General features: G+C 60.8%; 16 protein-coding genes. 5 read left to right on the forward strand and 11 right to left on the reverse strand.

What is annotated here, in order from left to right; translation table 11 throughout:
- Positions 1-182 precede the first annotated feature (182 nt).
- Complete coding sequence (locus tag BM254_RS03795) at positions 183-965, forward strand: MetQ/NlpA family ABC transporter substrate-binding protein (RefSeq protein ID WP_091998839.1); 783 nt, start codon at positions 183-185, stop codon at positions 963-965.
- Between the two features lie 163 nt (positions 966-1,128).
- Here BM254_RS03795 and BM254_RS03800 read toward each other — a convergent pair whose 3' ends face one another.
- Together BM254_RS03800 and BM254_RS03805 are read right to left on the reverse strand one after the other, a co-directional pair.
- Positions 1,129-1,782, reverse strand: a complete 654-nt coding sequence (locus BM254_RS03800; protein WP_091998845.1) for a peroxiredoxin — start codon at positions 1,780-1,782, stop codon at positions 1,129-1,131.
- A gap of 145 nt (positions 1,783-1,927) precedes the next feature.
- The gene (locus BM254_RS03805; protein ID WP_091998849.1) at positions 1,928-3,292 is read right to left on the reverse strand and encodes an alanine/glycine:cation symporter family protein; all 1,365 of its coding nucleotides are present in this window, start codon (positions 3,290-3,292) and stop codon (positions 1,928-1,930) included.
- Positions 3,293-3,492: 200 nt separating this feature from the next.
- Between BM254_RS03805 and BM254_RS03810 the strand changes: the two genes are divergently transcribed.
- Together BM254_RS03810 and fghA are read left to right on the forward strand one after the other, a co-directional pair.
- The gene (locus BM254_RS03810; RefSeq protein ID WP_091998851.1) at positions 3,493-3,927 is read left to right on the forward strand and encodes a CBS domain-containing protein; all 435 of its coding nucleotides are present in this window, start codon (positions 3,493-3,495) and stop codon (positions 3,925-3,927) included.
- A 27-nt stretch (positions 3,928-3,954) separates the two neighbouring features.
- Entirely contained in the window at positions 3,955-4,800 is an 846-nt protein-coding gene (gene fghA / locus BM254_RS03815; RefSeq protein WP_091998854.1) for an S-formylglutathione hydrolase, read from the forward strand.
- Here fghA and BM254_RS03820 read toward each other — a convergent pair whose 3' ends face one another.
- Genes BM254_RS03820 through BM254_RS03855 form a run of 8 tightly spaced genes read right to left on the reverse strand, consistent with a single transcriptional unit; the run spans position 4,801 to position 16,829 of the window.
- Positions 4,801-7,653: an EAL domain-containing protein gene (locus tag BM254_RS03820; protein ID WP_091998857.1), complete on the reverse strand. Its 2,853-nt coding sequence runs from the start codon at positions 7,651-7,653 to the stop codon at positions 4,801-4,803.
- Positions 7,646-8,086: a response regulator gene (locus BM254_RS03825; protein ID WP_091998861.1), complete on the reverse strand. Its 441-nt coding sequence runs from the start codon at positions 8,084-8,086 to the stop codon at positions 7,646-7,648. Before BM254_RS03825 ends, BM254_RS03820 begins: the two co-directional genes overlap by 8 nt.
- A complete protein-coding gene (locus BM254_RS03830; protein WP_091998863.1) occupies positions 8,079-11,381 on the reverse strand; it encodes a PAS domain-containing protein in 3,303 nt (1,100 codons plus the stop codon). Before BM254_RS03830 ends, BM254_RS03825 begins: the two co-directional genes overlap by 8 nt.
- Entirely contained in the window at positions 11,374-13,620 is a 2,247-nt protein-coding gene (locus tag BM254_RS03835) for an ATPase, T2SS/T4P/T4SS family (protein WP_091998865.1), read from the reverse strand. The genes BM254_RS03830 and BM254_RS03835 overlap by 8 nt, the downstream gene beginning before the upstream one ends.
- A complete protein-coding gene (locus BM254_RS03840; protein WP_091998867.1) occupies positions 13,621-14,757 on the reverse strand; it encodes a sensor histidine kinase in 1,137 nt (378 codons plus the stop codon). It lies immediately after the preceding gene.
- Positions 14,750-15,418: a GTP-binding protein gene (locus BM254_RS03845; RefSeq protein ID WP_091998869.1), complete on the reverse strand. Its 669-nt coding sequence runs from the start codon at positions 15,416-15,418 to the stop codon at positions 14,750-14,752. Before BM254_RS03845 ends, BM254_RS03840 begins: the two co-directional genes overlap by 8 nt.
- Positions 15,419-15,432: 14 nt before the next feature.
- A complete protein-coding gene (locus BM254_RS03850; RefSeq protein ID WP_091998872.1) occupies positions 15,433-15,960 on the reverse strand; it encodes a response regulator in 528 nt (175 codons plus the stop codon).
- 23 nt (positions 15,961-15,983) lie between these two features.
- Positions 15,984-16,829 (reverse strand): ATP-binding protein, encoded by an 846-nt coding sequence (locus tag BM254_RS03855; RefSeq protein ID WP_091998875.1) that lies wholly within the window; start codon positions 16,827-16,829, stop codon positions 15,984-15,986.
- 266 nt (positions 16,830-17,095) lie between these two features.
- Between BM254_RS03855 and BM254_RS03860 the strand changes: the two genes are divergently transcribed.
- On the forward strand, positions 17,096-18,100 hold the full coding sequence (locus BM254_RS03860; RefSeq protein WP_091998877.1) for a GGDEF domain-containing protein: 1,005 nt from the start codon (positions 17,096-17,098) through the stop codon (positions 18,098-18,100).
- On the opposite strand, the gene BM254_RS03865 is transcribed toward BM254_RS03860, so the two are convergent.
- Positions 18,088-19,479, reverse strand: coding sequence for an MATE family efflux transporter (locus BM254_RS03865; protein ID WP_091998880.1), 1,392 nt, complete (start codon positions 19,477-19,479; stop codon positions 18,088-18,090). The two genes, BM254_RS03860 and BM254_RS03865, sit on opposite strands and share 13 nt — an antisense overlap.
- Before the next feature lie 99 nt (positions 19,480-19,578).
- On the opposite strand from BM254_RS03865, the gene BM254_RS03870 reads away from it, so the two are divergent.
- On the forward strand, positions 19,579-20,451 hold the full coding sequence (locus tag BM254_RS03870) for a carboxylate/amino acid/amine transporter (RefSeq protein ID WP_091999203.1): 873 nt from the start codon (positions 19,579-19,581) through the stop codon (positions 20,449-20,451).
- Positions 20,452-20,568: the final 117 nt, after the last annotated feature.

Consider the following 20,568-nt stretch of genomic DNA (forward strand, 5'->3'; position numbering starts at 1 on the left):
CGTCAGAGTTTGGGGGGAGCCGCCGACGGGCGATGCTTCCCGAAAAACGCCCGTGAATACGTCCCTGTAGGGCTCGGTCGCGCCATCCCTGGCGCTCCACGTTTTCGGGAAGCATCGCCCGTCGGCGGCCCGAGCCAACAGGATCATCTAACTTCAATGTCTTTTACACAGGAGAACAGGTTATGAATATCAAGAAAACACTGGCCGCGTTTGCCGCTGCCGCCACTTTTTCCGTTGCCGCTTCCGCCGAGGAACTGTCCGTCGCCGCGACTCCGGTTCCCCACGCGGAAATCCTGGAGTTTGTGAAGCCGACCCTGGCTGAGCAAGGTGTGGAGCTGGACGTGAAAGTATTCACCGACTACATCCAGCCCAACATCCAGGTGGACCAGAAGCGGATGGACGCCAACTTCTTCCAGCACCAGCCGTACCTGGACGAGTTCAATGAAGGTCGTGGTACCAACCTGGTCACTGTCACCGGCGTTCACGTTGAGCCGTTCGGTGCCTACTCCAGCAAGATCGATTCCCTGGACGCGCTGGAAGACGGTGCTGTGGTGGCGATTCCGAACGACCCGACCAACGGTGGCCGTGCCCTGCTCCTGCTGCAGAAGGCCGGTCTGATCAAGCTGAAGGACGAGAGCAAGATCACCGCGACCCCGCGTGACATTGCCGAAAATCCGAAGGGCCTGGAGTTCAAGGAACTGGAAGCAGCCACCCTGCCGCGCATCCTGAACCAGGTGGACCTGGCTCTGATCAACACCAACTACGCGCTGGAAGCGGGCCTGAACCCGTCTGAAGACGCCCTGGTGATCGAGGGTTCCGAGTCTCCGTACGTGAACATCCTGGTTGCCCGTCCGGACAACAAGGACAGCGAAGCCATGCAGAAGCTGGCGGCGGCGCTGAAGTCCGATGCCGTGAAGGACTTTATTATGGAGAAGTATGAGGGTGCCGTTGTTCCGGCGTTCTGATAGGGATGTAAAAGAGGGGTCAGAAGAACGAGTTCTTCAGACCCCGTGGGCTTCAGACTCCGGCTCATAAAAAAGGGGTCAGATGAAAGCTTTCATCTGACCCCATCTTGGGTCCTAACTCCGGGGTCAGAAGAAGTTTTTCTTCTGACCCCTTCTCCATTCCTCAGTCACCACCCCAGTTGGTCTTGGGATCCGGTGTCATGCGCAGGTAGGACTTCACCGCCTTGTAACCCTGCGGGAACCGTTCCTTGATCTCTTCCTCGTCCTGCAGGGACGGTACGATTACCACATCACCGCCACGCTCCCAGTTACCCGGGGTCGCGACCTTGTGCTCGTCGGTCAGCTGCAGGGAGTCGATGACCCGCAGTACTTCATTGAAGTTACGACCGGTAGAGGCCGGATAGGTGATGATCAGGCGCACCTTCTTGTTCGGATCGATTACGAACAGGGAGCGCACGGTCAGGCTGCTGTCGGCATTGGGGTGGATCATGTCGTACAGCTCGGAAACCTTGCGGTCCTCGTCGGCGATGATCGGGAAGTTCACCGAGCAGCCCTGGGTTTCCTCGATGTCTTTTACCCATTCCTTGTGGGAGTCGACCGGGTCGACACTCAGGGCGATGGCCTTGACGTTACGCTTGGCGAACTGGTCCTTCAGCTTGGCGGTGAGGCCGAGCTCGGTGGTGCACACCGGGGTGAAGTCTGCCGGGTGCGAGAACAGGACCCCCCAGCTGTCGCCAAGCCAGTCGTAGAAATGGATCTTGCCTTCTGTTGAATCCTGTTCGAAATCCGGTGCGGTATCTCCAAGACGCAAACTCATAGATTCTCTCCTCTGATGGTCGTTCCGGTTTCTTGAGTGTATACAAGTATTCTGGTGCTGGATGAGGTGAATACAAGGGTGCAATGATCCATCTCATCCAAACACTTTTTTACATCGATATAACAGGAATTTGAGAACCTGCCTATCAATCAACCCCCAGTGCTTTCTCCCGGGCAAAGTGCTCCCGGGTCAGCTTGAACACCACCGGACTGAGCAGTAACAGGGCCACCAGGTTGGGCAGCGCCATCATGGCGTTGAGGGTGTCCGCCACCAGCCAGACAAATCCCAGCTTCAGGGTGGCGCCGATGGGGATCGCAATGATCCAGGCAACCCGGTAAGGCACGATCGCCTTCACACCGAACAGGAATTCGATGCTGCGCTCGCCATAGAACGACCAGCCCAGAATGGTGGTAAAGGCAAACACCGCCAGGGCAATAGCCACAATATAGTTGCCCACACCCGGGAGTGCATCGGCAAATGCCAGGGAGGTGAGTTCGGCACCGGAAACGCCGCTGGTCCAGACCCCGGAGGTGATGATCACCAGGCCGGTGATGGTGCAGATGATGATGGTGTCGATGAAGGTACCCAGCATCGCCACCATGCCCTGGTTGATCGGGTCACGGGTCTGTGCGGCGGCGTGGGCAATGGGCGCGGAGCCCAGTCCCGCCTCATTGGAGAAGACACCACGGGCGACACCGAAGCGGATGGCGGCCCAGACGGCGGCACCGGCAAAACCGCCCTCGGCGGCAATCGGGCTGAAGGCATGCTTGAACACCAGCGCGAAGGCGGCGGGAATATCCGCGGCGTTGATGGCGAGCACCACGATGCCGGCCAGCAGATAGGAGATGGCCATCAGCGGAACCAGGGCGCTGGCCACATGGCCGATCCGGCGGATACCGCCAATCAGTACCATCCCGACCAGCACCATAAGGATCACGCCGGTGGCCCAGTGGGGCAGACCGAAGTTGGCTTCCATCACATCCGCCACGGAGTTGGCCTGTACCGTGTTGCCGATACCGAAGCCGGCGATAGCGGCGAAAATCGCGAACAGGACACCCAGCCAGGTCCATTTGCTGCCCAGGCCATTGCGGATGTAATACATCGGACCACCCACGTGATTGCCACGCTCATCCACCTCACGGAACCGTACCGCCAGTACCGCCTCGGAGTACTTGGTGGCCATACCCACCAGGGCTGTCAGCCACATCCAGAACAGGGCACCCGGTCCACCCAGGAACACCGCAGTGGCCACGCCGGCAATGTTACCGGTTCCGACGGTTGCCGAGAGCGCGGTCATCAGGGCCTGGAACGGCGGGATTTCACCTTCGGTTTCGGCACCGGTGGCCTTGCGCCCCTGCCACATAAGTTTGAAGCCGGCTCCCAGCTTGAGGACCGGCATCAGTTTGAGGCCGATACTGAGGAACAGCCCGACCCCGAGAATCATGACCAGCATGGGAGGGCCCCACACCAAACCGTTGATCTGACCAATAAAGTTTTCAATGGCTGACATGGGGATCTCCCTGCGTTTGCCATGGATTGAGAAAGTGGATTTACCCTGTCTTGGGTATAACTGATTGAGTTTAGTCAGTTATTTTCACCTGTAAACCGTTTTCACCGAATCGGTTTTCCTTTTGTCCCCTGATTGCCTATGTTTAGGGATAGGCGTGCCGGTTTGGCCTGCGATGAAAACGGAAGTGGAGGGATTTGCCCATGCGGTCACTGAAAGTATCCGATGTGATGTGGAACCACATTGAGCCAATTCGCTGCGGCACACCACTGACAAAGGTGGTCAAGACCCTGCTGATCAACCATGTCACCGGTCTGCCCGTGGTGGATGACCAGCGGCGCGTCCTGGGGTTTGTTTCCGAGCAGGACTGCATCCATTCCCTGCTGGTGAGCAGTTACCACTGTGAGGGTGACCCGATCGTGGACGATGTCATGTTCCGTCAGCCCCTGACCATCTCACCGGAGATGGCGGTGGTGGATCTGGCGCAGAATCTTGGCGCCGGCAAGCCGAAAGTGTATCCGGTGGTCGACCATGGCAAACTGGTCGGCATTGTCACACGTAGTGCTATCCTGTCCGAGCTGGCCCGAACCGGCTGTGGTCTTGAATTGCCGAAATACGCCAGCGCGGACGAGGACTGAGTTCACCTTTTCAGACCGGGATCCATTATGGAACTGCTATCCACAAACGTTTGTTTCGGTGGCGAGCACCGCCGTTACCGCCACACCTCCGCGAGCCTCGAATGCGATATGGAGTTCGCGGTGTTTCTGCCTCCCTCCGCCGTGGGCAGCTCACCCAGGCCGGCACCGGTACTCTACTGGCTGTCCGGGCTGACCTGCACCGACCAGAACTTCATGCAGAAAGCCGGTGCCCAGAAACTGGCCGCGAAACTGGGTCTGGCCATCGTGTGCCCGGACACCAGCCCACGGGGACTCAACCTGCCGGGCGAGGATGACAGCTACGATTTCGGAACCGGCGCGGGTTTCTACATCAATGCCACCCAGCAGCCCTGGGCTCCCCATTACCGGATGTACGATTATGTGGTGAAGGAATTGCCGCAGCTGGTGGAAAACGAATTGCCGGTGACGGACCAGCGATCGGTCAGTGGCCATTCCATGGGCGGACACGGTGCCCTGATCTGTGCCCTGAAAAACCCGGGGCGCTACCAGTCGGTGTCGGCCTTTGCGCCGATTGCCAATCCTACCGAATGCCCTTGGGGCCAGAAGGCGTTCAGCGGTTACCTGGGGGACGATCGGTCAAGCTGGGAGCAGTGGGATGCTACCCTGCTGATCCCCACGGCCCGGGAACGTCTGCCGCTGCTGGTGGACCAGGGCACCGCCGACGAGTTTCTGGAGACCCAGCTCAACCCGGAGGCGCTGGCGGACATCTGTGAAAAGTTCCACCACCACATCAACCTGCGCATGCACCGGGGTTACGACCATAGCTATTTCTTCATCGCCTCGTTCATCGACGATCACCTGAACCATCATGCCAGGGCCCTCGGGCTGATCTGATCAGCCCTGAAGGGTCTGGTGGTGTTGGAACGCCTTCTGCACGTGCTCCCGGATCTGTTTGTCGTCCCAGGGCTTGGTCAGGAACTTGTAGATCGAGCCCTCGTTGATGGCTTCAGTCACCGATTTCAGGTCGGTGTAACCGGATAGCACGATGCGGACGGTATCCGGGTGTATTGCCTTCACCCGGCTGAGAAACTCCGTGCCCGACATTTCCGGCATCCGCTGGTCCGAGATGATCACCTGGACGTCGTTCTCGGCCAGCAGGCTGAATGCTTCATGCACACTGGTGGTGGTCAGGATCCGGTAGCCATCCCGCCGTAATACCCGGGTCAGTGCCCGCAGGATGTTGCTCTCGTCATCCAGCAGCAACAGGGTTTTGTCCGGGCTGTCCTGATCATCGGCAGCGCTGCTGGCGTAGCCGCCGCGGGTATGCATGTACTCTTCCAGCAGGTTGAGCGGCATGGGCCGGGCGAACAGGAACCCCTGCAGCAGGTCGCACTGGTTCCGTCGCAGGAAAGCGGCCTGGGCGTCGGTCTCCACCCCTTCCGCCACCACGTCCAGGGACAGGTGGTGGGCCATGGAAATCACCCCCTGGGTGATGGCGGCGTCACTGCGGTCCTGGATGACATCCCGGATGAAGGAGCGGTCGATCTTGATCTTGTTGGCCGGCAACAGCTTGATGTAGCTGAGACTGGAAAAACCGGTGCCGAAATCGTCAATGGCAATACCGACCCCGAGATCTCTCAGATCATGCAGGGTCCGGATCACCTGGTCGGCGTCGTAGAGCACCGCCGACTCGACAATTTCCAGTTCCAGGGCTTCCGGGGGCAGGCCGGAGGCTTCCAGCGCATCGCTTACGGCGCCGATAAAGCCGGCCTTGCGTACCTGCATGGGTGACACGTTCACGGCTACCGTGCAGTCCTTGAACCCGGCCTTGTGAAGCCGAAGCATGTCTCTGCAGGCCTGCTCCAGTACCCACTGGCCCAGGGCGATGATCTGCCCGGTCTCTTCCGCCAGGGGCAGGAAATCTCCCGGTGATACCAGGCCCCGTTCCGGGTGGTTCCAGCGCACCAGGGCTTCCACGGCCCGTGCCTTGCCGGTTCGGGAATCGATCAGTGGCTGGTAATAGAGGGTGAGCCGCTCATTGTCGATGGCATCCTGCAGCTCGTTGCGCAGTTTGACCCGGTAACTGGCCTCGGTGTTGAGCTGCTCTGAGAACCACTGATAGGTGTTTCGCCCCATCTGCTTGGCCCGGTACATGGCCAGGTCGGCCTGCTGGATCAGTTCCGTGGGCTGGCTGATGCTGCCGTCGGTGGTGGCGATACCAACGCTGGCGGTCAGGTGCAGGTTTTCGTCGTTGACGTTATAGGGCGCGGAGAGGGTGCGCATGATCTGCTCGACCACCATCAGCGCATCTTCATTGCGGGCCAGATCCGGCAGCAACATCACATACTCGTCGCCACTGACCCGCGCCACCGTATCGCCGGTCCGGCAGACCTCCATGAGCCGGCGGGCCACCTCGATCAGCAGCTTGTCCCCGGTACGGTGGCCGAGGGAGTCATTGATCAGCTTGAAGCCGTCCAGATCGATGAACAACAGGGCCAGGGTCCGGCCGTGGCGCTGGGTAAAGCGGCAGGCCTGTTCCAGACGATCCTCCAGCAGCGCCCGGTTGGGCAGCTGGGTGAGTACGTCATGGCTGGCGTTGTAGGCCAGCTGGTTCTCCACATCCTTGCGCTCGGAAATATCGTTCTGGACCCCGACGAAGTGGGTCACCTCGCCCTCGTCGTTCCGGATCGGCGACAGGTACAGGTCGTTCCAGAACGGCGTGCCGTCCTTGCGGAAGTTGCGCAGTACCACGGAGGTTTCGCCGCCAGTGGCGAGGGCCTTCCGGATCTCGGCGAGCGCCTGTTCGTTGCTCGGATCGTCACTGTAGCCCTGCAGGAACCGGCAGTTCCGGCCGACCGACTCTTCCGGGCTGAAGCCGGTGATACGTTCGAACGTGGGGTTCACGTACACCAGTGGCATGTCCGGCTGCTGGGCATCGGCGATGACGATGCCGTTGGAGCTGGATTCGATGCACTGTTGCAGTAGACGCAGCCGACGGCTGTTATCAATCTGACGGGTCATGTCGGTGACCATCACCAGATCGAGGGGGTGATGATCGAGAACAATGCGCTCGGTCAGTAGTTCAAGGTACAGGCTGTCGCCATCCCGGGTCCGGTGTTCTTCCAGGGTGCTGCCCTCGCGCAGGATGACGCCTTCCCGGGCAACGGGGCTGGTATTGCACCGCAGATCCGGCAGTGACAGGTCAACGGCTTCCCCAGTATGGAAGCCATAGAGCGCCATGGCGGCACGGTTCATGGACTCGATACGCCCCGATTCCGGCTGCACCAGGTACATGGGCGCGGGATTGTTTTCAAACAGCAGGCGATAATGGGCTTCGCTGCTGGCCAGATCCTCGTTGGCGGCGGCCCGGTCTACTGCATAGCGGATGCTGCGAATCAGGATATGACCGTCCAGCCGGCCCTTGACGAGGTAATCCGCCGCGCCCAGTTCCACGGCACGGGCATCCAGATCGGCATCGCCCTGGCCGGTGAGCAGGATAAAAGGAGAGGTAATTCCCCGGTCCTGGGCTTCCCGGATGACATCCAGGCCGGAATCCGGACCCAGGCGCAGATCGACGAGGGTGACATCGATCCGCTCCTGCTCCAGGGCTTCAAGTCCGGCCAGCATGGTGTCCCGCCAGATCAGTTCAACGCCAGAAGGGCTGACGTCGTGCAGGAGATCCCGTGTGATCAGGTAATCGTCTTCGTCGTCCTCGATGAGCAGGACACGGAGCATCGGGTCAGTCATGTTCCTTGTTAATCCACTGTTTTGTGAGTGACTCTACGACATCCAGCAAATCGCTGTATTTCCGGGGCTTGACGATGTAGTCGTTGGCACCCCGCTGCTGGCAGAAGTCCCGGTCATCCTGGTCACTGGATGTGGTCATGATGACCGTAGGCAGTACCTGCAGCCGGGGATCCGACTTGATCTCCTGCAGGGACTGGCGGCCATCCTTGAGCGGCATGTTCAGGTCCAGCAGCAACAGGTCCGGAACCGGACAGGTCTGGCCCTCGCGGTCCGGATGCTGGCCATGGAGGAAATCCATCAGTTCTTCGCCGTCGTGGACAAAACACAGGGTGCAGTCGGCACACTGGTCCTCGAAGGCTTCCCGGATCATCAGGCAGTCGTCCGGGTCATCATCGGCAACCACCACCAGGGCGGGTTTTACAGGTTTATTCATCCTTGCTCTGCTCCTGTGCAGGACTGCTTGTGAACCGGATCCGGAACGTGGTTCCTTCCCCGGGCGCGCTAACCACGGTGATCTCCGCACCGTGGCGATCCAGGATTTTTTTCACAATGGCCATGCCAATCCCGGTACCCGCATACCCGTCCCGGCTATGCAGGCGCTGGAACGGGTGGAACAGTTTCTGGGTGTAGCGTGGATCGAATCCGATCCCCTGGTCCTGCACCACCAGGGTCCAGCCCGAGTCACTGACATTCTCAGCATAGACGGAAATTTCCGGTGGTGTGTCGGGAGCGTGGAATTTGATGGCGTTGCTAAGCAGGTTCTGGAACACCTGGCGCAGCTGGGTCGCGTCTCCCACCAGGTCGGGCAGCGGTTGAACCTTGATGCGGGCCTGCTCGTGGGTAATGGCGGTGTCCAGATCCTGAAGTACTCCGGTAAGGACGTCATCGGTGTGGCACAGCGCCATCGGCTTGGCCCGGGTGGTGACCCGGGAATAACTTAGAAGATCCTCGATCAGCTGCTGCATGCGTCCGGCAGCGGACTGCATGCGTTTCAGGTAATCCTGTTCGCTGGGGCCGAACTGGTCGGATTTGGTCATCAGCCGGTCGGAGAAAGCCTGGATCTTGCGCAGGGGTTCCTGCAGGTCGTGGGATGCCACGAAGGCGAAGTCCTGGAGTTCGCGGTTGCTGCGTTCCAGTTCGGCCATGGCCGCTTCCAGTTTCTGCTGTGCTTCCTTGCGCTCCCAGATGCTGCGGTAGTAGACCGCCAGGCCCTCGTCGGACGGGTAGGCGCTGACCTCGAGCCATTCGTTCAGGGGCGGGTAATAAAATTCGAACGACACCGAGTTGCCGGTTTCCATTGCGTAGCGATACTGATCATCCAGCTCCGTGCCGATGGTGTCGGGGAAGACCTCCCAGAGGTTGTGACCGAGCAAGTCGTCCCGGTTTTTGCGTAGCAGCTCTTCAGATTTGCGGTTGACGTAGGTAAAGCGCCAGTCGTTGTCGACGGTGTAGAAAGCGTCGGTGATGCTCTCGAAGATGATCGCCTGTCGTTCCGCATAGCGTCGGATCTGCTCCATGGCCTGATGGCTGGCGGTGATGTCCTGGAACGCGCCCTGGAGTTTCACCACCTTGCCCTCGTCGTCCTGCACGGCATGACCAATAGCCCGCACCCAGCGCAGGTTGCCCTTGGCGGTGCGTATCTGCAGTTCCTCGTCGAACGGAATGCCGGTTTCCGCACACAGCAGCACCGCTGCCCGGATCTGCTCCCGGTGCTCGTCGACATAGAAATTGATGGCGTCCTCCACGTCCGGCGCCTGGCCCCGGGGTAACTCGTGGATGTCACAGACGGCATCCGACCAGACCGATTTGCCGGTTGACAGGTCAACCACCCAACCGCCCAGCTGCGCCAGGCGCTCGGCGAGTTTGAGCAGGGCCTCGTTTTCCCTGAGTTTCTCTTCAATTGCCAGCTGGTCGGTGGTGTCCCGGGCGACCACGTAGATCAGGTCATCGGCACTGAGAATGGCGTTGATCTGCAGCCAGTGCGGGTTGCCGTCGCAGTCCAGGACCCGGATCAGCAGGTCCTTGACCTCGTGGCCCTCGGTCAGGGATTGCACCGCCCGGATGGTTTTCTCGTGGTCCTCGGCGTGAACCAGCTTCATGTAGGAGCTGCCCAGCAGCTGGTCGCGGGTGTAGCCCAGGGTATGGACAAAGGTTTCGTTGAGCTCGAAGAAATGGCTGTTGAGGTCAACGATACAGAACATGTCCGGAGACAGGGCGAAAAACTGGTCCCGTTCCCGGGACAGGGTCTCGTTGGTGGTCCTTAGTTCCCGCTCCTCCTCCAGGTGCTGGTTCAGCACCTCGTTCAGTTCCGCCAGGCTTCGGGTGCGTTGTTCGGACTGACGCCAGAAAAAATGCGACAGCATCACCAGGAAGCTCAGTCCCAGGCCCGTGAACAAAACCGCCGGTGGCAGGTAGAGTTCGCCCGGGGGAAGGCTTCCTCTGCGGGTGTAGACTTCGATCCGGCGTTCACTGTCGTGGTGTGGCGTGATCCGCTGGGAGGCCAGCATGGATTCCTGTTCCCCGGTAATATCGGGGGCGGTATCGAATACCTTCTGGTTCTGGTGGTAGACCTTTACGTGCAGGTTGCCGTCGTAATAGGCCGTCAACTTTTCGTAGACGGTCTGGAGATCCACGACGGCAAGAACTGACCACGAATAACCCGGGCCCGGAGTGATCGGGACGGCGATCGCTGCGTGATAACGGTCCTGGTTGTCCACCAGTGGTGCACTGAGATGTGCGCTGCGGGCCTCGATGGTGTGATTGAGCCAATCCCGGTTTCGCTGGTCTGACAGGAAGATTTCCAGCCAGCCGCGGTAGTCGAGGGTGCGGGATTCGGTGCGCACCGGGCTGTGGTCCCGGTTGAGGATGGTGATCAGCCGCAGGTCCGGGAAATCACGGAGGTAGCTGCTCACTTCCTGCTCCCAGAACGACTGTGAGGGGACGCCGTCGAGCAGCTCCCAACGCTCGGCCAGGCGGCGGATCAACGCCAGTTTGACGCCAAACGCGGAGTCGGCCGAAGCCTCGAGCTGACTCGCCAGTGACTCGGCCCGTTCGATCAGGCGCTCGCCGGATTGCAGGCGCAGGGCGTGCCAGCTCAGAGTGGTGATCAGGATACCCAGGATGCCAAGTACGAGCAGGCCCTTGGAATAGAACTGCACTTCGCTGTGATAGATGGAATACAGGAACGGCAGGATCAAGCCCGCGAGCATCACCAGGGGGCTGAGAACCAGGGTGGCTTCCGTGAGATTGCCCAGCCCCAGAGCGGACAGTCCCGGATACCAGTGAGACAGCAGGGACACCAGGCCGAGGCCGAACACCATCGGGCCGCAGACCAGCCCGACAAACCAGCCCCGGGACAGGTGCATGGCAGCCAGCCCGCTCAGGCTGATCAGCAGAATCACGAGCAGCAGTAACGGGTTGAGAGCGGCGATGTCCAGCCAGTCGCTCTCGGGCAAACGGGGTGCCAGCGTCAGCAGTGAGGCCAGGGCAATGAGGCCGAAGCCAAGGCCGGTCGCAAGCCAGCGGTAGCGCAGCAACAGCGCCAGGAAGGCAGCGCACAGGGTCAGCGCAATCAGCCCGCCGCCGGGACGCAGTGACAGACGGCCGACACCTTCCGGCCCACTGATGCCGAAGTCGATCAGGATGATCAGACCCACGGAACCCAGGGATATGGCCAGGGCGAGGGTCAGGCAGTACCAGAAGGCCGGTCGCTTGAGCGCGTTAACCATGGAGTACCTGGGGTCCCAGCAGGCGCAGGATTTCGTCGGCGGTGGTCAGGCCGTCGCGCAGTTTTTCCAGGGCATCGTCCAGCAGTACCATCATGCCCTTTTCCCGGGCGAGGGTCTCGATCTGCATGGCGCTGGCCCCTTCGGTAATGGCAATCCGGAGTTCCTCGTTCATGGTCAGTACTTCGTGAATGGCGACCCGGCCCTTGTAGCCCTTGTGACATTTCTCGCAGCCCCGGCCCCGATAGAAACGCAGATCCTCACTCAGGAACTGCGGCCCCAGCTGCTCGAGAACCTCCGTCGGCCGTTCGGTCTCTTCCCGGCAGTGGGTGCAGATCCGCCGCACCAGGCGCTGGGCGATGATGGCTTCCAGTGCCGAAGCCAGCACGAAAGGCTTCAGGCCGAGATCCAGCAGTCGCGCCACGGTGGCCGCGGCGGAACTGGTATGCAGGGTAGAATAGACCAGGTGGCCGGTCATCGCTGCGTGGAACGCCACATCGGCGGTTTCCTCGTCCCGGATCTCGCCCAGCAGGATCACATCCGGGTCCTGGCGCAGGATTGCTCTCAGCACGCTGGCAAAGTCGAGTCCAATGCGGTCCTTGACCGGTACCTGGCCGGCCATGTCGACATGGAACTCCACCGGGTCCTCGATGGTGACGTAATTGCGCTCCGGCGAGGCATTGTGCTGCAGCAGTGCATACAGGGTGGTGGTCTTGCCGCTGCCGGTGGGGCCGGTGGCCAGGATGATGCCCTGGGGCTTGGCGATGACATGCTTGAGCCGGGCCAGGTTGTGTTGCGACAGCCCGAGATCCTCCAGGGATTGGGCCGAGGACTGGCGCTCCAGCACCCGCATGACCACCTTCTCGCCGTTGATGGTGGGCAGGGTGGAGATTCGCAGGTCGACAATCCGCATCGGGGTCTTGACGGTAATCCGGCCGTCCTGGGGCCGACGCCGCTCGGTGATGTCCAGTTCGGCCATGACCTTGATGCGCGAGACCACTGACATCAGCAGGTTGGTCGGGATGTGGATCTTGTCCTGAAGCACCCCGTCAATGCGGTAACGCACCACCAGCGACTTGGTGCGGGGATGAACGTGGATGTCGCTGGCGCCAAGGCGCAGCGCCTCGAGGATAATGGCATTTACCAGCCGGATCGCCGGTGGCTCTTCGGAGCTGCCCAGCAACTGTTCCAGGGATTCCTGATCGGCGTCCTCGTCCAGGACGATCTCGATGCCTTCATAGGGATCGTCAGAGCCCACCTTGGTGGTGATGTCGTCCAGATCGTTGGTATCGCCAAAGATTTCCGCCAGCTTGTTCTGCATCTGCGAGGTTTCGCACAGCAGGGGGTGGATGGTGTAGCCGGTCATGAACCCGAGTTCGTCGATCAGGTTGATGTCCATGGGGTCCACCATGGCCAGGCGCAGGCGCTGGCCACTGACCCGCAGCGGTAGCACAAGTTGGCGGGTACAGATTTTCTGGGGGATCAGGGACAGCAGGCTGGGGTCCGGCTGGAACTCCCTCAGGTCCACTTCCTCGAACAGCATCTCATCCCGCAGCAGCTCGAAGACCTTGGTGAAGTCCACCCAGTCATGCTTGAGCAGCTGGCGCACCACCGGTGTCTTCTGGCTTTGCATTTCCCGGTGCAGCTGCTGAATCTGCTGGGGATTGAGCCAGCCTTTCTTGTGCAGCAGGATGGCCAATTGACTGCGGTTGGTGGCGGTCAGCTTGCTGATGGTCTCCAGGTCCCGGCCCTGTTTCTGGGTCTGTTGCTCCAGGCTTCGGTTACGTTGCATCAGCTCGTACTGCTCCAGCGCCAGGGCGATGGTCAGGCGGATGTCGTCGTCGTTCCAGGGCTTGAGGATGAAGCGGTAGACGGCGCCGTCCTTGATCGAGCCCATCACCGCGTCGGTGTTGGCGTGTCCGGTGAGCATGATGCGGATGGTCTGGGGCCAGCGCTCCCGGACTTCCCGTAGCAGTTCGCTGCCATTCATCCCCGGCATCATGAAGTCGGTCATGATCAGCTCGACCGGCTGCTTTTCCAGGATTTTAAGGGCCTCGGCACCGCTACGTGCAAACAGCAGCTCGTAATTTTCCCGCTGGAACACCCGGCGCAGGGACGCCAGGATGTTGGGCTCGTCGTCCACCAGCAGCAGGCGATAGGGCGCGGTGCGCTTGCTCGGCTCCGGGGCCGGTTGCTTGTCGGTGTCGTTTCCGTAAAACAGGGATGCGTAGCGATTTGCCATTCAGGAACCTTGTTGGACTGGCAGTGAGACGACGACTCGGGTACCCGCCCCCTCCTGGCTGTCGAGTGTCAGTTGGCCACCGTGGGCGCGGACCGTATCCCGGGCCACGGTGAGTCCCAGCCCGGTGCCGGAACCCACCGGCCGGGTGGTGAAAAAGGCATCGAAGACCTGGCTGCGAACCGTCTCCGGGATGCCGCAGCCGTTGTCCTGGATGATCACCTGGATGCCGGTATTGTCCGCCAGGGTCCTGACCAGGATGCGGCCATCGTCCCCGACCGCCCGGGCCGCGTTGTCCAGCAAATTGAAAAGGGTCTGTGACAGTCTGGACGGGTGGCCCGGGATCCTGGGCAGCTCTGCCAGGTTTTCGGTGATGTTCAGGCGGTGGTCATGTTCAGTCTGTACCAGGTGGCAGGCGCTGCGCAGCAGGCTGTTCAGGTCGCACAGGGCGTTATCGGCCTGATCGATGCTGGAGAAGGTCTTCAGGTCAGCGACGATGCTGGCAATGCGGTCAGTTCCCTCGATCGACTCGCTGAGCAGGTCCTGGAAGTCCTCCAGCAGCTCACGGTTCTCGAGGGTTTCCGGCAGCAGGGGCTCCAGGTTCTGGACATAGTCCCGGGCCACCCGAAGGTTGCTGCTGATGAACCCGACGGGATTGTTGATCTCGTGGGCGACACCGGCGGCCAGGTGACCAACGGAGCGCAACCGGGCACTCTCGTACAGTTCCTGCTGGGTCTGGCGGATCACGTCGACCTGCTCATCCACTTTCTGCTGCAGCTGGTCGGACAGTTCCCGGTATTTGGCTTCGGATGCCCTGAGGGCCTCGTTCTGGCGCTGAAGCTCCGCATAGCTGGCTTCGGTGGTGTCATGGTGGATATTGGCGGCCAGGCGATACTTGGCCACGAACAGCATCAGGAAGGACACCAGTTCGGCCGCGGCCTCGCGTTCTCCGTCAGAGGCGCCACCGCTCAGCCAACCGACGGTTTCCAGGTTGAACTCCACCGGAACGGCGTCTCCGGCACGGTTTTCGCTGATCTCAACCGGCTTCCGGCACAGGGCGCTTAGCCCGTTGCTCAGCCTCTGGAGCTGGTCCGGGGTCAGCAGGTCGGACAGCGTCGGATCGTCCTCGAAGTTACGCATCATCCACCCCGTGACTGGCGCTCAGTCGGCCAATGAAAGTGGACCGGTCAATGCTGTGCTTGCCGGCAAGGTCGAACTCGGCATCGATGCCCGTGTAAAGACGGTCGAGCAGGGCCTGGAAGGTTTCGATGACCCCCGTGCCCTGCAGCGCCGAGGCCATGGCCAGTGGCGCCCAGGGCGTGCCGGCCCAGCGTGCCTGGAGTTCGGCCTCGTCCACCACCGCAGGCAGATCTCGTTTGTTGAATTGCACCACCATGGGCAGGGTGTCGATATCGAGGCCTACCTTGTCCAGGTTGTCTTCCAGGTTGCCGAAGGCGATGGCGTTGTTGTCCTGCTGGGCGACCTGGGAGTCGGCCACGAACACCACGCCGTCGGCCCGGGACAGTACCGCCTTGCGGGTGCTGTCATGCTGGACCTGTCCGGGCACGGTATAGAGCTTCAGCCTCAGGTCCAGTCCGGAGTGGCTGCGCAGACCGATGGGCAGCATGTCGAAAAACAGGGTGCGGTCGTCCCGGGTCTCGAGCACCATCAGCTCGCCCTTGCGCTCCGGATTGAGCAGGGAATGCAGCTGCATCAGGTTGGTGGTCTTGCCGCTCAGGGCCGGGCCGTAGAACACCACCTTCAGGGCGAGCTTATTATCTTCCGGGCTGAAATCAGGCATTGTGCAGGTCCGGTTCAGTCATCCTCGCCAATCAGCACCGAGCCGTCGGTGTCGCGCTGGACACGGGTGATGCCGGGATTCTCGGCCTCCAGTCGCAACAGTTCTTCCTCGCGGGCCCGGAGCATGTCTTTCTGGCGGTCGTTTTCCTGGCGCAGGCGCTGGTTTTCCTTTTTCAGCTGGTACAGGTCGATGGCCGAGCGGATGGCACTCACCACTTCATGGTCTTCCCAGGGTTTGGACAGGTACCGATGCACTTCTGCCTGGTTGATGGCCTTGATCATGGATTCCCGGTCGCCATAGGCGCTGAGCACCAGGCGGATGGCATCTGGCTGGCGCTGTTTGGCGAACTGCAGGTAGGTGACGCCGTCGGCGGTGGGCATCCGGTAATCCGAGATAATGACCGCGTACTCGTGTTCCAGGAGACTGCCGAGCGCTTCCTCGACATTGTCGTAGGTATGCACCTCCCAACCCTCGGGTTTGAGCAGCCGGCGCAGTGCACTGAGAATATTGCGTTCGTCGTCCACCAGCTGGATCTTGATCATGGCTTGTCTCCGTATCGCCGCGGTTATTCGTTGAGGTCGGGCTGAGTGATGGGCAGGGTCAGGCGGAAGCAGGTACCTTCACCGGGAGTGCTGTCCACGTCGAGGCTGCCCTGGTGCTTTTCGATGATGTTGAAGGACAGGGAAAGGCCCAGACCCGTGCCCTTGCCCACCGGCTTGGTGGTAAAGAAGGGTTCAAAGATCCGGTGACGGTGCTCCGGCGAGATGCCTTTGCCGGTGTCCTGCACTTCGATGATGACTGTGTCACCCTGCTGGCGGGTGCGAATGGTGATCCGGCCAAAACTTTCAATAGCATGGGCGGCGTTGACCAGCAGGTTCATCACCACCTGGTTGATCTGGGAGATTATGCATTCCACTTCGGGCAGCTCTCCGAACTCCCGCACCACCTCGGCCTTGTACTTGAGTTCGTTGTTGACCACGTTCAGGGTGGTCTCGATGCCCCGATGGATATCCGCCGGTTTGAATTCTTCCTCTTCAATGTGGGAGAAGTCCTTCATGGCCGCGATGATGGTTTTGACCCGCTCGATGCCTTCCCGGGACTCAGCCAGCAGGTCCCGCAGGTCGTCCCTCAGGTACTCGTAGTCAATGTTCTGCTTTATCAGCCGGAGGTCGTCCAGTGACCTGGCGCTGTCCACTGCCTCGGTCAGCCGGAACAGGTCGTTGAGATAGGTGTCCAGGGTTTGCAGGTTGGAATAGACATAGCCCACGGGATTGTTGATCTCGTGAGCGACGCCGGCGGCAAGCTGGCCGATGGCCGCCAGTTTTTCCGACTGCAGCAATTGCTGGTTGGCCTGTTCCAGACGGGCGTTGAGTAATTCCTGGTCTGACTGGGGAGTAGGAGCGTTGGACATAGGCAACCGTAACCGTGAAATTTCAGCTGATCCCAGTATAGATGCCTGCTTTTTACCGCTTGGTAAATTTTGGTTTCCGGAATGCGGAGTTACGTTATCAATTCCCTGTTATTTATATGGTTTTTCAGGTCCATTAACGGGAATGTTTCGTACTAACCTGTACGTACCATGAAACATTGTTAAAAAATAGCCAGACATGACGACCTGTCGGACCTGTTGGGCTACGCTTGGCACCACCATGCGACCTTTGTCGGAAACTTTTTTCCATGTTCCAACGCCTTAGATCGGATTTTCGCCTGTCCATCATTACCCTGCTGGGGCTGAGCGGCTTTCTGGGCATTACGCCTTTTGCCGTGTTGCGCTTTCACCAGGGCGATGTGGTGACGGGTGTGGTCGACGTTCTGATTCTCTGCGGCGTCTGCGGTGGCGTGGTCTATGCGTGGGTGACCGGGGATACCCGGCGCAGTGGCCTGGTCATGGCCATCGTGGCCTCGTTCGGGTCCGTTGTGGTGGCGGGTCTTGTGGGTGACCCCGGACTGTTCTGGCTCTACCCCTGCCTGATTACCAGTTTCTTCCTGACACCGCCCCGGGTCGCCATCGCCATTAATGTCTCGGCGGTGGTTCTGATGGTTGCCCTGGGGGATGCCTTCTCCGGCCTTGAACAGATGGGCTCGTTCGTTTCCACTGCCCTGGTGGTCAGTGCCTGCGCCTTCGTTTTCGCCAGCCGCAACGAGGATCAGCGCCGGCGTCTGGAACACCTGGCCACCATCGATCCGCTGACCGGGGTGAAGAACCGCCGGGCCATGGACGAGGAGCTGGCCATCGCCCAGGCCCATGCCACCCGGACCGGCATTTCCTGTGCCCTGATCCTGCTGGATATCGATCATTTCAAACAGATCAATGACGAGTATGGTCACAGTGTCGGGGATGAGGTGCTTGTCGATCTGGTCAACGTGCTTCGTAAAAACACCCGGAAATCCGACCAGCTGTTCCGCTACGGTGGTGAAGAATTCGTTCTGCTGGTCCCGGCCATCGACGGGGTGGGGCTCAAGACGGTGATCGGCAACCTCCAGCAACTGCTCCGGAACCATGTTAAGCATCCGGGTGGTTCAATCACGGCGTCCTTCGGTGTCGCCGAGCTCGATTGGGGCGAGCGCGTGGAAAGCTGGCTTGCCCGGGCCGACGACGCACTGTATCAGGCCAAGGAAACCGGCCGGGACCGGGCGGTGTTTGCGGAGCCCCGGATTCGCGCGGTACCTCAGTCAGCCTGATCCGGCGTAAAGCGGAACAGGCGCCAGCCCAGCAGCAGGCTGGCGGAGGTCAGGCCGCAGGTCAGTCCTACCCAGAACCCCGCTGCCCCCATGGCGGGCACGATCCAGTCGGTGAACGTCAGGGTGTAACCCAGCGGCAGGCCGATCCCCCAGAATGAAAACAACATGATGAACATGGGAATGCGGGTGTCCTTGTAACCTCGCAGGGCACTTATGCAGGTCACCTGCACCACATCGGCGACCTGGAACAGGGCCGCGAAGCCCAGCAGGGCCACGGTGACTGCCTGGACATCGGCCTCGCCGGAATACAGCGCGGCAATTTCCGGGGAAAAGGTGTAGAGCAGGGTGGCAAAAACCAGGGCAATGGCTGCCGCCAGTACCAGCGAGCTGCGGGAAATCAGGCGGGCGCTGTCCGGCGCCCGGGCGCCGATCAGGAAGCTCACCCGCAGGGTCAGCGCCATCCCCAGGCTCAATGGCAGCATGAACAGCAGCGACACCACGTTCAGGGCAATCTGGTGGCCTGCGACCACCACCGGGCCGAGGGGTGCCAGGAACAGCGCAATCACCGCGAACATGCTCGCTTCGACAAAAATGGTGAAGCCGATCGGCACGCCGATACGCAGGATATAACCCAGGCCCGCCCGGTCCGGGGCGGCCCAGTCGGCAATCAGGTGGAAGCTCCGGTACAAGCGGCTCCGGTTCAGGTAAACCAGCATCGCCACCGCGGCAAAGCCATTGGACAGTGATGTGGCCCAGCCACAGCCGATGCCGCCCATGGCCGGAAGCCCGAGCTTGCCATAGATGAAGATGTAGTTCAGGGGCAGGTTGATCAGAGTGCTGAGCACCGAGAATGCCATGATCACCCGGGTGTGGCCCAGGCCGTCCGTCAGTCCCCGTAAGGCCGCCATCAGCAGCATGGCCGGAACGCCCCAGGCAAAGGCATCCAGGTAACCCTGGGTGATGCGGGTGGTGTTGGCATCCAGTTCCAGCAAGGTGAGGACCGGCTTCACATTGATCAGCAGCAGGATCATGATCACCGAGCCGGCGGCGGCCAGGTAGAGGCCCTGCCAGGTCGCCGGCATGATCTTTTCCCGGCTACCGGCGCCGTTGTAGCCGGAGATGATGGGTTGCAGGGCGCTCAGGGCGCCCATGAAAAACAGGAACAGTGGCATCCAGAGGCTACTGCCGATACCTACGGCAGCCAGGTCCTCGGCACTGGCATGGCCGGCCATGACCGTATCGATCACCCCGTTGGCCATCTGGGCAACCTGGGCGATGAGGATCGGTCCGCCAAGAATGGCGAGGGTGCGCCATTCGGCAAACACCCGGCTCAGTAGCGGTTGCCGGGCTTCGGGTAATGGCTGGTGGGTTTCGTCCATCGTGGCGCTTGGTCCCCGGATCTCCATGTGAAACAGGCCTGCATCCTACCCGAAAAGCGGTTACAGTACGCGCCTCGGTTAATGGGAGAGATTATCAACATGGGTTTGCTGGTTTTTGTAACGGTTCTCTGGGCGTTTTCCTTCAGCCTGATTGGAGAATTTCTTGCCGGACAGGTGGACAGTGATTTTGCTGTGTTGACCCGGGTGCTGATCGCGTCACTGATCTTTCTGCCCTTTACCCGCTGGCGCGGTGTGCCCTCCGGACTCAAGCTGGGCATTCTGGTGACCGGTATGCTGCAGTTCGGGGTGACCTACCTGTGTCTCTACCGCTCGTTCAGCTACCTGACGGTTCCGGAAGTCCTGCTGTTCACCATTTTCACGCCCCTGTACGTGACCCTGCTCGATGATGCGCTGTTCCGACGTTTCTCGCCGGTGGCCCTGCTGGCTGCGGCGATTGCCACGGTTGGGGCGGGGATCATCCGCTATGACGGCCTGAGCCAGGACTTCGTCACCGGTTTCCTGTTGCTGCAGGTGGCCAACTTTACCTTTGCTGCCGGCCAGGTGGGCTACAAGCACGTCATGCAGCGGTATCCGCTGGATCTGGGCTCGTTCCGGACGTTTGGTTATTTCTTCTTCGGTGCCCTGATTATTGCCCTGCCTTCGTTCCTGATCTTCGGTAATCCCGAGCGACTGCCGTCCACCGGCCTGCAGTGGGGCGTGCTGGCCTGGCTCGGCTTTGCCGCCTCCGGCCTCGGGTTGTTCCTGTGGAACCGGGGTGCCTGCAAGGTGGACGCCGGCACCCTGGCGATCATGAATAATGCCCTGGTACCCGCCGGCCTGCTGGTCAACCTGTTGATCTGGAACCGGGATGCCGATCTGCTCCGGCTGGCCATCGGTGGTGCGGTCATCGTGTTTTCCCTGTGGGTGAATGCCCGCTTCCACCCCCGGGCCCGTCTGACGGCTACCGCCTGATACACGCCAGCACTGGCATCGGCACGCCAGTGCTGGCAGAATCGCGACCCAACAGCCCGGGCCTGCCCCGGGCGCTCGATCCTCTTTCAATTCCTTAGCTAAAAGCACAGGAAATCA

This window comes from Marinobacter pelagius (assembly GCF_900114925.1).
Lineage (GTDB): Bacteria > Pseudomonadota > Gammaproteobacteria > Pseudomonadales > Oleiphilaceae > Marinobacter > Marinobacter pelagius.

Bases quoted from the DNA above. Each gene is read 5' to 3' on its own strand.
- BM254_RS03795 (WP_091998839.1), top strand. From the start codon at position 183: ATGAATATCAAGAAAACACTGGCCGCGTTTGCCGCTGCCGCCACTTTT.
- BM254_RS03800 (WP_091998845.1), bottom strand. From the start codon at position 1,782: ATGAGTTTGCGTCTTGGAGATACCGCACCGGATTTCGAACAGGATTCA.
- BM254_RS03805 (WP_091998849.1), bottom strand. From the start codon at position 3,292: ATGTCAGCCATTGAAAACTTTATTGGTCAGATCAACGGTTTGGTGTGG.
- BM254_RS03810 (WP_091998851.1), top strand. From the start codon at position 3,493: ATGCGGTCACTGAAAGTATCCGATGTGATGTGGAACCACATTGAGCCA.
- fghA (WP_091998854.1), top strand. From the start codon at position 3,955: ATGGAACTGCTATCCACAAACGTTTGTTTCGGTGGCGAGCACCGCCGT.
- BM254_RS03820 (WP_091998857.1), bottom strand. From the start codon at position 7,653: ATGACTGACCCGATGCTCCGTGTCCTGCTCATCGAGGACGACGAAGAC.
- BM254_RS03825 (WP_091998861.1), bottom strand. From the start codon at position 8,086: ATGAATAAACCTGTAAAACCCGCCCTGGTGGTGGTTGCCGATGATGAC.
- BM254_RS03830 (WP_091998863.1), bottom strand. From the start codon at position 11,381: ATGGTTAACGCGCTCAAGCGACCGGCCTTCTGGTACTGCCTGACCCTC.
- BM254_RS03835 (WP_091998865.1), bottom strand. From the start codon at position 13,620: ATGGCAAATCGCTACGCATCCCTGTTTTACGGAAACGACACCGACAAG.
- BM254_RS03840 (WP_091998867.1), bottom strand. From the start codon at position 14,757: ATGCGTAACTTCGAGGACGATCCGACGCTGTCCGACCTGCTGACCCCG.
- BM254_RS03845 (WP_091998869.1), bottom strand. From the start codon at position 15,418: ATGCCTGATTTCAGCCCGGAAGATAATAAGCTCGCCCTGAAGGTGGTG.
- BM254_RS03850 (WP_091998872.1), bottom strand. From the start codon at position 15,960: ATGATCAAGATCCAGCTGGTGGACGACGAACGCAATATTCTCAGTGCA.
- BM254_RS03855 (WP_091998875.1), bottom strand. From the start codon at position 16,829: ATGTCCAACGCTCCTACTCCCCAGTCAGACCAGGAATTACTCAACGCC.
- BM254_RS03860 (WP_091998877.1), top strand. From the start codon at position 17,096: ATGTTCCAACGCCTTAGATCGGATTTTCGCCTGTCCATCATTACCCTG.
- BM254_RS03865 (WP_091998880.1), bottom strand. From the start codon at position 19,479: ATGGACGAAACCCACCAGCCATTACCCGAAGCCCGGCAACCGCTACTG.
- BM254_RS03870 (WP_091999203.1), top strand. From the start codon at position 19,579: ATGGGTTTGCTGGTTTTTGTAACGGTTCTCTGGGCGTTTTCCTTCAGC.